Source organism: Agathobaculum sp. Marseille-P7918 (genome assembly GCF_900625105.1).
Lineage (GTDB): Bacteria > Bacillota > Clostridia > Oscillospirales > Butyricicoccaceae > Agathobaculum.
Genome location: NZ_UYYD01000005.1, coordinates 84,714 through 98,012, shown reverse-complemented (window position 1 = coordinate 98,012; position 13,299 = coordinate 84,714). Strand labels below are relative to the sequence as shown.

Annotated in this window: 13 protein-coding genes; 6 read left to right on the top strand and 7 right to left on the bottom strand. The window is 60.8% G+C overall.

What is annotated here, in order from left to right:
• Positions 1–169 precede the first annotated feature (169 nt).
• On the top strand, positions 170–1,477 hold the full coding sequence (locus EJL02_RS08885) for a hypothetical protein (protein ID WP_125116056.1): 1,308 nt from the start codon (positions 170–172) through the stop codon (positions 1,475–1,477).
• Positions 1,478–1,742: 265 nt separating this feature from the next.
• The gene (locus tag EJL02_RS08880; RefSeq protein WP_125116055.1) at positions 1,743–3,110 is read left to right on the top strand and encodes a citrate/2-methylcitrate synthase; all 1,368 of its coding nucleotides are present in this window, start codon (positions 1,743–1,745) and stop codon (positions 3,108–3,110) included.
• A gap of 64 nt (positions 3,111–3,174) precedes the next feature.
• Here the strand turns inward: EJL02_RS08880 and EJL02_RS08875 are convergent, their stop codons facing one another.
• The 6 genes from EJL02_RS08875 to EJL02_RS08850 form a co-directional block, all read right to left on the bottom strand.
• Entirely contained in the window at positions 3,175–3,555 is a 381-nt protein-coding gene (locus EJL02_RS08875; RefSeq protein WP_125116054.1) for a desulfoferrodoxin family protein, read from the bottom strand.
• Positions 3,556–3,590: 35 nt separating this feature from the next.
• Positions 3,591–4,079, bottom strand: a complete 489-nt coding sequence (locus EJL02_RS08870; protein ID WP_125116053.1) for a deoxycytidylate deaminase — start codon at positions 4,077–4,079, stop codon at positions 3,591–3,593.
• 21 nt (positions 4,080–4,100) lie between these two features.
• On the bottom strand, positions 4,101–4,760 hold the full coding sequence (locus tag EJL02_RS08865; RefSeq protein ID WP_125116052.1) for an ABC transporter ATP-binding protein: 660 nt from the start codon (positions 4,758–4,760) through the stop codon (positions 4,101–4,103).
• A 92-nt stretch (positions 4,761–4,852) separates the two neighbouring features.
• On the bottom strand, positions 4,853–6,211 hold the full coding sequence (locus tag EJL02_RS08860; RefSeq protein WP_125116051.1) for an MATE family efflux transporter: 1,359 nt from the start codon (positions 6,209–6,211) through the stop codon (positions 4,853–4,855).
• A gap of 142 nt (positions 6,212–6,353) precedes the next feature.
• Positions 6,354–7,847: a Na+/H+ antiporter NhaC family protein gene (locus tag EJL02_RS08855; RefSeq protein WP_125116050.1), complete on the bottom strand. Its 1,494-nt coding sequence runs from the start codon at positions 7,845–7,847 to the stop codon at positions 6,354–6,356.
• A 166-nt stretch (positions 7,848–8,013) separates the two neighbouring features.
• A complete protein-coding gene (locus EJL02_RS08850; protein WP_125116049.1) occupies positions 8,014–9,411 on the bottom strand; it encodes an alanine/glycine:cation symporter family protein in 1,398 nt (465 codons plus the stop codon).
• A gap of 272 nt (positions 9,412–9,683) precedes the next feature.
• Between EJL02_RS08850 and EJL02_RS08845 the strand changes: the two genes are divergently transcribed.
• Both EJL02_RS08845 and EJL02_RS08840 read left to right on the top strand, forming a co-directional pair.
• Positions 9,684–10,391: a radical SAM protein gene (locus EJL02_RS08845; RefSeq protein WP_125116135.1), complete on the top strand. Its 708-nt coding sequence runs from the start codon at positions 9,684–9,686 to the stop codon at positions 10,389–10,391.
• A complete protein-coding gene (locus tag EJL02_RS08840) occupies positions 10,388–11,104 on the top strand; it encodes a queuosine precursor transporter (protein WP_125116048.1) in 717 nt (238 codons plus the stop codon). Before EJL02_RS08845 ends, EJL02_RS08840 begins: the two co-directional genes overlap by 4 nt.
• Before the next feature lie 58 nt (positions 11,105–11,162).
• On the opposite strand, the gene EJL02_RS08835 is transcribed toward EJL02_RS08840, so the two are convergent.
• Positions 11,163–11,345 (bottom strand): hypothetical protein, encoded by a 183-nt coding sequence (locus tag EJL02_RS08835; RefSeq protein WP_125116047.1) that lies wholly within the window; start codon positions 11,343–11,345, stop codon positions 11,163–11,165.
• A gap of 338 nt (positions 11,346–11,683) precedes the next feature.
• On the opposite strand from EJL02_RS08835, the gene pyrR reads away from it, so the two are divergent.
• Positions 11,684–12,217: a bifunctional pyr operon transcriptional regulator/uracil phosphoribosyltransferase PyrR gene (gene pyrR / locus EJL02_RS08830; RefSeq protein WP_125116046.1), complete on the top strand. Its 534-nt coding sequence runs from the start codon at positions 11,684–11,686 to the stop codon at positions 12,215–12,217.
• A 35-nt stretch (positions 12,218–12,252) separates the two neighbouring features.
• Complete coding sequence (gene pyrF, locus EJL02_RS08825) at positions 12,253–13,170, top strand: orotidine-5'-phosphate decarboxylase (RefSeq protein WP_125116045.1); 918 nt, start codon at positions 12,253–12,255, stop codon at positions 13,168–13,170.
• Positions 13,171–13,299 lie beyond the last annotated feature (129 nt).

The following is a 13,299-nucleotide window of genomic DNA, read 5'->3' as shown; positions in this document are numbered from 1 at the left end:
CGCGGTTTCAGTTTCGATACAAATCCTGTTTTTTCCATGGTTTCCCGCCTGTCTGTAAAAACGGAAAAGCGGGCTGTTTGGTTCCCGTCACAAAGGTTTACAACCGCTTTTCCGCATGTTATACTATTATCGGATTGTTATATTGTATTTTTCAGAGGAGGAACCATCCATGCTTTGCAAGAACTGCGGCAGGGAGCTGCCCATCGCGGGCAAGTTCTGCCCATTCTGCGGCGCGGTCGTTGAGCAGGAAGGCGTCAACGATGAAACCGCCGTCTTTACCTCGCTGCCGGACGAACTGAAAGGACCGATCGATCTTTCGGCCTTTGACGCGGTCATGAAAGAAGACCATCACGCGGACGGCCTGACGGACGATGGCGTGACCACGGGCGACCCGTTCGCCGCGACCGATCCGCATATCCCGACGGCGGAGGAGCTGCCGCCCATCGATGTGCCGCCTGTGCGCCGTGCCTCGGGCACGCCGAGCGCGCCGCGCACCACCTATTTTTCCGAACCCGATCCGGACGATAAGCCGTACCGCAAGCCCTCCAAGGGCAAAAAGGGCGCGGTGATCGCCGTGGTCGTGATCCTGATCATCGCGCTGATCGGCGGCGGTGTGTGGTTCTTTATGAGCCGCCAGCCGGACGAAAACCTGACGCTGGCCGAGAAGTACTTAAACCGCGGCGATTTCGACAAGGCGCTCGAGTATTACCTCGCCGCGCAGGCCGAGGCCAAGGACCCGTCCTCGCTCGACTCGACCATCCAGATGCTGCAGGATTACCAGACCGCACAGCAGTATGTGGATAACGGCCAGTACACCGAAGCGATCGCGCTGCTCAAGCAGCTGCAAAACCGCGTGACCGACCCGGATTCTGCGCTGTACGACGCGGTCGAGGACCTGCTCGAGCAGGCGCAGACCGCGCAGTCGGACGACGAGTTTGCCTCGGATCTTGCGGAAGTGCAGAGCTATCTGGCGGATAAGAAGTATGACGCGGCCGCGGGCAAGCTGGATTCGCTGGATGCGGACGATACGCTGACCGCCGACCAGAAAAAGCAGCTCTCCGATCTGCGCGACCAGCTGTCGCAGGCGCAGCAGGACGAGCAGAAGCAGCAGGAAACCCAGCAGCAGCAGAGTCAGCAGAAGCAGGACTTCAGCAGCCAGATGGATGCGCTCGAGCAGAACGATCTGCAAATCGCGTCCGCCGCAACGCAGGAGGATGAGCTGGCGCTGACGGCAAGCTCGTTCGAGTCGTGGGATAACCTGCTGGTCGAGATGTACGACTATCTGGCGACCGTGCTCAACGCGGACCAGTATGCCGCCGAGGAAGAGAGCTACAAGCAGTGGGTGCAGGAACGCGACTCGGGCGCGGCCAACGCAGCCAAGGAAAGCTCGGACGAGACGGCCGGCCAGCTGGCGTCTTACAGCTTCAAGCAGAGCTACACCAAGGCGCGCTGCTACAAGCTGCTCGATCTGATGTAACAGCAAACCGGAATCAAAAAAATCACGGCTTAGGGCCGTGATTTTTTTTGTTTTGCTGTCCCGCCGTCGCTTTTGCAAGGCAAATTGGGAAACCATTTGCACAGCGAGAAGAAAAATCTTGCGTACAGGCAGAGTGAACAACGGAAAAAAGTGCTAAAAACCCGTTTTTGTAGGGTTTTACCAGCAACAAAATTTGACATAGATGCAGGATAGGAGTACAATATTATTCATAAAGATATGGTAAGGAAGGAAAGGGGATAGCCGGATGACGATTCAGCCGAATTATGTAAAAGAGGAGCTCCTGCATGAACTCAGTGAGAGCTTTCGTCTGAACAGCCAGATCCCGCCGGAGCTGTACTCCCGCTACCGCATCAAGCGCGGCCTGCGCAATGCGGACGGCACGGGCGTACTGGTCGGCGCGAGCCGGTTGGGCAACGTACACGGTTACATACTCAACGAAGGCGAGCGCGAGCCGATCGAAGGCCGGCTGACCTATCGCGGTTATAATGTATACGACCTGATCCACGGTCTGGAAAAGGAGGACCGCTTCGGGTTCGAGGAGGTCGGCTATCTGCTGATGTGCGGCCAGCTGCCGACCCGCCGCCAGCTGGCGGAGTTCCAGCACACGATCGGCTTGGAGCGTGCGCTGCCGGATAACTTCACCGAGGATATGATCATGCGCGCGCCCAGCCGCGACATTATGAACAAGCTCGCGGGCGCGACGCTTGCGCTTTACTCCTACGACGCCAACCCGGATGAAACCACGGTTGAGAACATCATGCGGCAGGGCATCAGCCTGATGGCCAAGTTCCCGGTCATCATTTCGCATGCCTATCAGGCCAAGCGCCGCTATTTTGACGGCGACTCCATGTTCCTGCATGTGCCCGACCCGGACCGCTCGACCGCGGAGAACATCCTGCATCTGGTGCGCCCGAACGGCAAGTATAACGACGACGAGGCCAAGCTGCTCGACCGCTGCCTGATCCTGCATGCCGAGCATGGCGGCGGCAACAACTCCTCATTTACCGTGCGCGTGACCTCCTCTTCGGGCACGGACACCTATTCCGCGATCGCCGCGGCGGTTTCCGCGCTCAAGGGCCCGCGTCACGGCGGCGCGAACCTGCGCGTCGTCAAGCAGTTTGACGAGATGAAGGAAAATCTGCACAACTGGAAGGACGAGGGCGAGGTCGCCGATTACCTGCGCAAGATCCTGGACGGTGAGGCGGGCGACGGTTCCGGCCTGATCTACGGCATGGGCCACGCCATTTACACCAAGAGCGACCCGCGTGCGGTGGCGCTCAAGCGGGCGGCGCGTCCGCTGGCGGAAAAGACTGGCTTTTCCGAGGAAATGGACCTGATCGAGCTGGTCGAAAAGCTGACGCCCGCGATCTTTGCCGAGAAGAAGGGCAGCGACAAGCCGATGTGCGCCAATGTGGATATGTATTCCGGCTTTGTTTATAAAATGCTCGGCCTGCCCCGGTCGCTGTATACGCCGCTGTTTGCCACGGCGCGTATCGTCGGCTGGATGGCCCACCGGCTCGAGGAAGTCACGACCGGCGGCAAGATCATCCGCCCGGCCTACAAGCCGCTGGCCAAATCGGTCGAATACGTCAATCTGGACGACCGCGGCTGACAAACCGAATAAAAAAAGCGTGTTTCCAATCGGAAACACGCTTTTTTGTTTGTGCAGGGAAAACTTACAGCGTCGCCTTCCACAGGCCGTGCAGGTTGCAGAATTCGTAAACCGCTTCGGCCTTTTCGCCGTCCGCCAGACGGAACGTCGCCTCGGGTGCGCCCGTGTGGTCGAGTACCGCGCGGTGTACGCCCTTGTCGGTCACCAGCCAGATGAACGCGATGTGATGCTCCTCGGTCATCGGGTGCGCGACTTCGCCGACCTTGGCACGGACAACGTCGCCCTCAACCGTTACAACCGGCACATGCTTCTCCGACGCGCCGTCGGTCTCGCCGGCCTTGAATTCCTTCATCTTCTCGCCGCAGCACATCACCGGTACATGGTGATCGTCGATCATTTCAATGATATTGCCGCAATGCATGCATTTGTAGATTTTCAGTTCCATGGGAATATCCTCCTTTTGTTATGTAGGAAAACGGCTTAGTATCCCGTTTGTCCATCCAGAATATCATCATGGGCGACCCAGTCGGATACATCGATCGTGTCATATGTATCCTGATCGCGCCGGATGACCACTTTTGCAATGCCCGCGTTGATAATCATGCGCTTGCACATGGTGCAGGAGTTGGCGTCCGGCATGATTTCGCCCGTGGACATGTCGCGTCCGACCAGATAGAGTGTCGCGCCCAGCATTTGGTCGCGCGGGGCGGCGATGATGGCGTTGGCTTCCGCGTGCACCGAGCGGCAGAATTCATACCGTTCGCCGCGCGGGATGCCCATTTTCTGCCGAATGCAGGTGCCGATGTCGATGCAGTTCGCTCGGCCGCGCGGTGCGCCGGTGTAGCCGGTGGATACGATCACGTCGTTTTTGACGATCACCGCGCCGAAGTTGCGCCGCAGGCAGGTGCCGCGCTCGAGCGCCACCTGTGCCATATCCAGATAATAGTTTGTCTTATCCCGTCGGTTCATAATCCGCCTCCCTGAATGTTTTTATCCGCCGGAAAGCACGCCGCTTTCCAGATAGAGCCGCCGTGCCGCGCGTGCCGCTGCGGCGCGGTCGTGTGTGATCAGAACAATGGTGTGGCCCGCCTGATGCAGGCCGTCGAGCAGGCGCAGGACGTCCTCCGCCGCGGCGGGGTCGAGGCCCGCGGTCGGTTCGTCCGCCAGCACGACGCTCGGCCGGGTGACCACGGCGCGGGCGATCGCCACACGCTGCTGCTGGCCGCCGGAAAGCTGGTCGGGCCGGTGGGACACGCGGTCGGACAGGCCGACGCGCGCCAGCGCCTCTTCGGCGCGTTCCAGCCGCTCTGTCCGCGGCACCCCTTGCAGGGCGAGCGGGAGCGCGACGTTCTCGAGCGCGTTCATGCCGGGCAGCAGGCGGAAGCCCTGAAAGACAAAGCCGATCTGCTCTCGGCGCAGCCGCGCAAGCGTGCGCGGGGGCAGGCAGGACACGTCCGCCCCGCCGAGCAGGTACTGTCCCTCGGAGAGCGTGTCGAGCAGGCCGAGGATGTGCATGAGTGTACTCTTGCCCGAACCGGACGCGCCGGTGATGGACACATAGTCGCCGCGCGCGACATGCAGGTTGACATCCCGCAGCGCGGTCACGCCGCTGTCATGATATATTTTACTCGCATGGATGAGCTTTAGCAAGGGCTTTCCCTTCCTTCCCACCCTTATTTTGCAGGGAAAGGCGCGGTTTTATACAAAAAAACAGGGCCTCCCAACGGGAAGCCCTGTTTGCCTTACAGCACAGGCAGATTTTTGCGCCAAGCGCCGCTTTTGTAGAACCAGGCGGAAAGGCCGGAACCGAGGAACCAGCCGATCGGCCAGGACAGCCAGATGCCCAGTTCGTTGCCCAGCAGGTGGAACAGCACAATGGACAGCACCACGCGGATGATCAGGTCGGAGAAGGTGGTGATCATGAACGGCCGCATCGCGCCCGCGCCGCGCAGCACGCTGTCGCACACGAACTTGATGCACACGATCAGGTAGAACGGGGTGACGACGAACAGATACTGCCGGCCGACGTCGATGACGCCCGACGAGCTGCCCGCCGGGACGAACAGGCCGACCAGCGTGTTGGCAAACAGCAGGTAGATCGCGGTGAACACGACCGAGAGCGACAGCGAGAAGGTCGCGCCCGCCTTGAGGCCCTGACTGACGCGGTCGAGCTTGCGCGCGCCGATGTTCTGCGCGACAAAGCTGGACAGGCCGGAGGCGAACGACATGCAGCAGGTCAGCGCGAAGGTGTTGATCTTGGTCGCGGCCGAGAAGCCCGCGATGACGGTTGCGCCGCACAGGTTGATGTAATACTGGATGATGACATTGCCGACCGAGACAAAGCTCTGCTGCGCGATCGACGGGATGGCGTAGTTGGTCAGGCGGCGCAGCATTTCGGGCGAAAACAGCAGGAAGTGTCCGCCGGTGTCAAAGGTGCGCACGCGGCGCATCAGCAGCACAAAGGCCAGCGCGCCCGCGCCGCCCTGCGCGATGAAGGTTGCCCATGCAACGCCCGCAACACCCCACTGGAACGCGGCTACGAAGATCAGGTCGAGCACGACGTTGACCACCGAGGACAGGATCAGCAGGATCAGCGGGGTGCGGCTGTCGCCCATCGCGTTGAAGATACCAGTGCAGACGTTATAGATGAACAGGAACAGCAGGCCGAACACATACACCCGCAGATAGAGCGAGCCGTCGGCAAAGATATTGTCCGGCGTTTGCAGCGCGCGCATGATGCTGCCCGTGGCGAGCGCGCCGATCAGCGTCAGGATGAGCGCGATGACGGTCGTAGTCAGCAGCGCGGTCGAGATCGCGGTTTTCATGCGCAGATAGCGCTTGGCGCCGAACAGCTGGGACACGAGCACGCTCGTACCGATGTTGACGCCGGTCGCGACCGCGACGAACAGCTGGGTGATCGGGTAGCTTGCGCCGACGGCGGCGAGCGCCAGTTCGCCCGCGGCAGGCGTCGCCGCAAAGCGGCCGACGATCATGGAGTCGGCCATCTGGTAGAGCTGCTGGAATGCCACGCTCAGCAGCAGCGGCAGCGAGAACCAGAACAGTTTGGATGAGGGTTTTCCTTCGGTCAGGTCGGTGGTCAACGGAGTTCTTCCTTTCTTTTGGTGCGTTGGGGTGGGATTGGGTATTTTTTGGCGCGGTTTGGCGCGCCAAAGGCACAGAACAGGCTCCCCCAAAACGGGGGAGCCGTCAGGTGATGCGGTTGTCAAAAACGTGCAGGTTTTTTTATGCTTTGGACTTTTTGTGCCGCGCCATGATCCACAGCGCAACGATGACCAGCAGTACGATGCCGACAAGCAGCGCGACGATGCCGTTGCCGACAACGCCGCCCACCAAAAAGCCGATAAAGCTGATCGCAGCGATCATCAGCGCGTAGGGCATCTGGGTGGAAACGTGGTCAATGTGGTTGCACTGCGCGCCCGCGGACGCGAGGATGGTGGTATCCGAGATCGGCGAGATATGGTCGCCGCAGACCGCGCCGGACAGGCAGGCCGCGACGGTCATGATCAGCATGGTGCTCGGCGCGTCGCCGAATACCGCGACCGCGATCGGGATCAGGATGCCGAACGTGCCCCAGGAGGTGCCGGTGGCGAAGGCCAGGCCGAGCGCGATCAGGAAGAAGATCGCGGGCATCAGCATGGACACCATCGAGTCGCCGCTGACGACCGAGGAGACAAAGCCGCCGATGTTGAGGTAATCCTCCGAGCAGACGCCGGACAGCGTCCACGCGAGCGTCAGGATCAGGATGGCGGGCACCATGGACTTGAAGCCCTCGGTGAACGCCTCGCAGAACTGACCGAAGGACAGCACCTTGCGCGGGATATACAGGATAAAGGTAAAGACCAGCGTAAAGAACGAGCCGAGTACGAGCGAGGTCGAGGAATCGCAGTTGGCGAACGCATCCACAACGCCGACGCCCTCGAGGATGCCGCCGGTGTACAGCATGCCGGCCACGCACAGCACGATCAGCACGCAGATCGGCAGGATCAGGTCGTACACCTTGCCCGCGCCGCCGACAACGTAATTCTCTTCCTGATGGGAGAGGTCGTCATCGCGGTGCGTGCGCTCGTACTTCTCCATCGGGCCGAAGTCGAAATCGACCGCCATCAGCCAGATCAGGAACAGGATGGTCAGCAGGGCGTACAGGTTCATCGGGATGGTCTGCAAAAACAGCGAGAAGCCGTCCATCGAGCTGGACTCGGGCAGGGACGAGCCGACGGCGGCCGCCCAGCTGGAGATCGGCGCGATGATGCACACGGGTGCGGCGGTCGCGTCGATGATGTACGCGAGCTTGGCGCGCGTGATGCTGTACTTATCGGTGACCGGACGCATGACCGTGCCGACGGTCAGGCAGTTGAAATAGTCATCGACAAAAATGAACATGCCGAGGAACGAAGTTGCAAACGAAGCGCCGCGGCGGGTGCGGATGGTTTTGACCGCCCAGTCGCCGTAGGCGCGCGATGCGCCCGATTTGGTGACCAGCGACACCAGAATGCCGAGCAGCACCAGAAAGATACAGATGTTGATGTTGTCTCCGAGCTTGCCGCCCATGACCGTGAAGGTCGTTTCGACCGCATGCAGCGGGTTGAAGCCCGTGTAAAGCAGTGCGCCTGCCAGAATGCCGATGAGCAGGGAGGAGTAAACCTCCTTGGTGATCAGCGCCAATGCGATCGCGATGATCGGCGGCAGCAGCGTCCACAGGGTTGCCGTTAAATCCATTCCATTTTCCCCCTTCATTTTGCAGGATGTTTGTTTCATTCCTGCAATGCTCTTATATTTTATATGGATTGCGCCCGATTGACAAGGTCAAAAACGTTTTTTGGATGCAAAAAACGTAATTTTGTGCAATCTGTGAGGGAAAGGGGTGAGAAAATAGAAGGAATTGTCAAATAATATGACGGGTGCGGCGATAGCGCCGCCATTCGCCCAACACATCGCGCCGCAGCGCGAGCACACCGGCAAGGTTGGGCAGTGCCATCAGGCCGTTGAAGGTGTCGGACAGCGCCCATGCGAGATCCAGCCGCATGACGCAGCCCGCGGCCGCCGCCGCGACAAACAGTACCTTATAAAAAGGTACGGCGCGCGCGCCGAACAGGTATTCCGCGGCGCGCTGGCCGTAGTACGACCAGCCGAGCAGGGTGGAAAAGGCAAACAGCGCGAGCGACACCGCGACGAACGCGCCGCCCGGCGCGCCGAACACCGAGGAAAACGCGTGCGCGGTCAGCGCCGCGCCGGTTTCGAGCCGCATCAGCAGCGGTGTGCCCGCCGCAAGGCCGTACTGCGTAGCGTTGTAAACACCGCTCGACAGGATGACCAGCGCGGTGACCGTGCACATGACGATCGTGTCGAAAAACACCTCGAACACCGCCCACATGCCCTGTTCGCACGGCTCTTTTGCATCCGCCGCCGTGTGCACCATGACCGATGAGCCGAGCCCGGCCTCGTTGGAGAACACGCCGCGCGAAATGCCGATACGGATGGCCTGCGCGATGCCGAACCCGGCCGCGCCGCCGCCAGCTGCCCGCAGGTCAAAGGCACAGGCGAGGATTTGTCCACAAGCCTGTGGAACAAATTCGCGGCGGCACCACAGCACGACCGCCGCGCCGCCCATGTAAAACAGCGCCATGGCGGGCACGAGCGCGGTCGTCACGCGCGAAATGCGTTTGAGTCCGCCCAGCATGACCGCGCCCAAAAGCGCAGCGGTGACCAGACCGGTCGCGAGCGGCGGCACGCCGAACACGCTGCGCAGCCCGCCCGCGATCGAGTTGCACTGGCTCATGTTGCCGATGCCGAACGAGGCGAGCGCGCAGAACAACGCAAACGCTCCGGCGAGCAGAGGCGCATGCAGCCCTTTTTTCAGATAATACATCGGCCCGCCGCGCCATGCGCCGTCCGGCCCTTTCTCGCGGTACAGCATGCCCAGCGTATTCTCCGCAAAGGCGGTCATCATGCCGAAAAAGGCCGCGACCCACATCCAGAACACCGCGCCCGGGCCGCCGATGGTCAGCGCAGTGGCGACGCCCGCAATGTTGCCCGTGCCGACCGTCGCGGCAAGTGCGGTGCACACGGTGGCAAAGGGGGAGATGCCGCCCGCGCGCCGCGTTTGGCCGGAAAAGCAGGACAGGATCGTGCGCCCCAGCCAAAGCCGCAGGTACCGCAGCTGGAACAGGCCGGTGCGCAGCGTGAAATAGACGCCCGTACCGGTGAGCAGAATCAGCATGGGCGCGCCCCAGATGACGCCGCGCAAGGCGTCGTTGACCCGCGCGATGGTGTCCCATGGCATACGCATCCCTCCATTCGGGAAAGTATATGCCGCAGCCCCGCGCGAAATATGCTTGACTTTCGGCGCAGATCCGATATAATGGGAGGGAAATTGCAGAACAGACAGTTCGGAACCATCCTGTCTTTAAACAAAACTACGGGAAAGACTTCGATGAAAAATGCTTTTTATCGAAGGCTGTACCGCGCCGGACGGCGCGGGTCGAGGGATGGTGTACCGTTTTTGAGGGTACGCCTTATTTTTTTTTGCAAAAAGAGAGGGGAAAACCGGTGGAGATGACGCGTTATTCGGTGATCGAGGACAAAAACCCGCGCGAGATCGTGCTGCTGCGCGGGCGGGGCTGCGCATGGAAGCGCTGCCGCTTCTGCGACTATCATCTGGATGCGTCGCGCGACGAGCAGGCCAATCTCGCCCTCAACCGCGGTGTGCTCGCGCAGGTGACCGGCGTATATGGCCGCCTGGAGGCGATCAACTCCGGCTCGTTCGCCGAGCTGGACGAGTCCACCATCCGCGAGGTTGAACGCGTGTGCCGCGAAAAGGGCATTCACGACCTGCACATCGAAAGCCACTGGATCTTCCGCAAAACGCTGCCCGCGCTGCGCGCGCGGTTTGCGGGGCAGGGGGTCACGCTGCATGTCAAGATCGGCGTGGAGACCTTTGACGCGGACTGGCGCGAGCGGGTGCTCGACAAGGGCATCGATGAGAGCGACCCCGCGAAGATCGCCGCGGACTTTGATGACTGCTGCCTGCTGTTCGGCCTTGCCGGGCAGACGGCGGACAGCATGCAGCGCGACATCGAGACCGGGCTTGCGCATTTTGACCGCGTCTGCGTCAACATCATGGTGCCGAACACCACACCCGTCCGTCCGGACGACGCTGTGCGCGCGGATTTTGTGCGCGAGGTGTATCCGCTGTATAAAGACAACCCGCGGGTGGATATTCTGCTGGAAAACACAGATTTTGGCGTAGGAGATGTGAAATGATAAACGAAATTCTGTTGATCGGCACGCTCATCGTGCTGTACGGCGCGGTACTGCTGTGGTTTTACCTGTTCGGCACCGGCGGCCTGATGGCGTTCACCGTGTTTGCGACCATTGCGGCCAACATCGAAGTGATGATTTTGGTGGATGCGTTCGGCATGGAGATGACGCTGGGCAACATCCTGTTTGCGACCACCTTCCTCGTGACCGATATTTTGAGCGAGGTCGCGGGCAAGCGCGCCGCGCAGCAGGCGGTCTGGGCGGGTATCGCCGCGAATGTGCTGTTTATTGTGGTTTCGCAGTCGTGGCTGCTGTATGTCCCGTCGGTAAATGACTGGGTGCGTCCGTCGATCGAGGCGGTGTTCTCCAACACCCCGCGCATGATGCTGTCGTCACTGGCGGGGTACGCGGTCGCGCAGGGGTTCGACGTGTGGCTGTACCACAAGTGGGGGGAAATCACCGAGCGCAAGACCGGCGACCACCGCGCGTTCCTCTGGCTGCGCAACAACGGTTCGACGCTGGTCTCGCAGCTGGTCAACACCGTGCTGTTCACCGCGCTCGCGTTCTGGGGCACCTACGATATTCCAACACTGATTTCGGTCGCGCTGTCGAGCTATGTGATCTTCATTTTCACTTCGCTGCTCGACACACCGGTCGTGTACGCCGCGCGCCGGCTGCACGATCAGAAAAAGGGACATACCGCGGACGCGGCGTAATTTGCAAAAAAAAGAGAAGCAGGCTTGCCTGCTTCTCTTTTTTTGCGTCCGGGCGTCGTCAGCCCAGCATATGGCCGACGTTCGTCGCCGCCTTGTGCATGGCGTGTTCCGCCTTGTTTGCCGCGTGCTGCGCGCTGCGCCGCACCGAGGGGTTCATCATCGCGCCCGCCGCCATCATGGAGACGACTGCGCCCGCGACCGCACCGGTCGCAATGCCTGAAACAAAGGGAGATATCCGCATAGTCCTGTCCGCCGCCTTTCAAAAAAAGATTTGGGTGCCGCCGGATATAGTATGCCCGCTTTGCATCCGGTCTTACACGCTGTGCGGCGGCAACAAAATTTGTATAAAAAAACAAAATTGTTTTGTGGTATCGTCTGTTTACAAAACCCGTTTCATACGATATAATAAATGAAACAATCCGCCTTTAAGGCGCGGCCCGTGAGCCGCCAAGGCAGAAAACAGTGCATACGCCGTCAGCCGGAGAAAATGGGGGACAGGTGTAATTTTGAGGTACGGCTTTCTGCTTTCGGCGCAGGAGGCTGTTTTTTTGCAAATTTTTCAGGTGGGGAGGTGGCAGGATGGCCGAACAAAAGGCCGTGATTATGGATGCGGACGGCGTGCGCCGCGCGCTGACCCGCATTGCGTTTGAAATCATCGAAAAAAACAAGGGTGCGGAAAACCTGCTGCTGGCCGGGATCAAGACGCGCGGCGTATTTCTGGCGCAGCGCATCGCCAAAAAGCTCGGCGAGGTCGAAGGCCGCACGCCGCCGGTGATCGAACTGGACGTGACCCCGTGGCGGGACGACAAGCCGCGCGAGGGCGCGCCTCAATCATCGTCCGATCCGCGCATCGAGGGCGCGACGGTCGTGCTGGTGGACGATGTGCTCTATACCGGGCGCACGGTGCGCGCCGCGATCGAAGCGGTGTCGTATCAGGGCCGCGCGGGGCGCATCCAGCTGGCGGTGCTGATCGACCGGGGCCATCGCGAGGTGCCGATCCGGCCGGACTATATCGGCAAAAACCTGCCCACCGCGCGCGATGAGCGCGTCTGCGTCCGGCTATGCGAGGTGGACGGCGCGGACAACGTTGTTATTTTGAGCAGTGAAACGTAGGATAACCGCTTGCAGCTGAGAAAGGAAGAATATCTATGTCGATCCAAACACTGGTAGAAAAGATCAAGGAAAAGGGCAACCCGACCGTCGCAGGTCTGGATGCGCGGCTGGAGTACATCCCCCAGCACATTTCGGGACGCAACATGATGCTGCACGGCGAGACGCTGCGCGCGGCGGCCGAGAGCGTGGTCGCGTTCAACTGCGGCCTGATCGATGCGCTGTGCGACATCGTGCCCGCGGTCAAGCCGCAGGCGGCGTACTATGAGCTGCTTGGCTCGTACGGCGCGATGGCGCTCAAGGAGACCATCGACTACGCGCACGCCAAGGGCATGTACGTCATCGGCGACATCAAGCGCAACGACATCGGCGCAACCGCGACCGCTTACGCGGAAGCGTATCTGGGCAAGACCCGCGTGGGCGACACCGAGATCGCGCCTTACGGCTGCGACAGCGTGACGGTCAACGGCTATCTGGGCACGGACGGCGTTGAGCCGTTTTTGAAGGAGTGCCGCAACCGCGACAAGAGCCTGTTCATGCTGGTCAAGACCTCCAACCCGTCCTCCGGCGAGCTGCAGAACCGCGACATGGAGGGCAAGCCGCTGTACGCGCGCATGGCCGAGATGGTCGCGAAATGGGGCGAGGGTCTGGATACGCCGTGCGGCTACAACCAGATCGGCGCGGTCGTCGGCGCGACCTATCCGGAAGAGCAGAAGATCGTGCGCGAGCTGCTGCCGAAGTCCTACTTCCTCGTGCCGGGCTACGGCGCGCAGGGCGCAACCGCCAAGGACATTGCCAATGCCTTCAACGACGACGGCCTCGGCGCGATCGTCAATTCCTCGCGCGGTATCATGTGCGCGTGGAAGAAAACCGGCAACAACGGCGAGGACTACAAGGAAGCCGCGCGCGCGGAAGCGATCCGCATGCGCGATGAAATCGTCGCGGCGATCAAGTGACTTATAGGGGGTACCCGGTACCCCCTATATACAAAAATCAGTTCCGAAGAAACTGATTTTTGATACCCCCGGACGCGGCCCGAAGCCGCTGGGTCGGGGTATCCAAAGTCAGGCGCATGTCCTGACTTT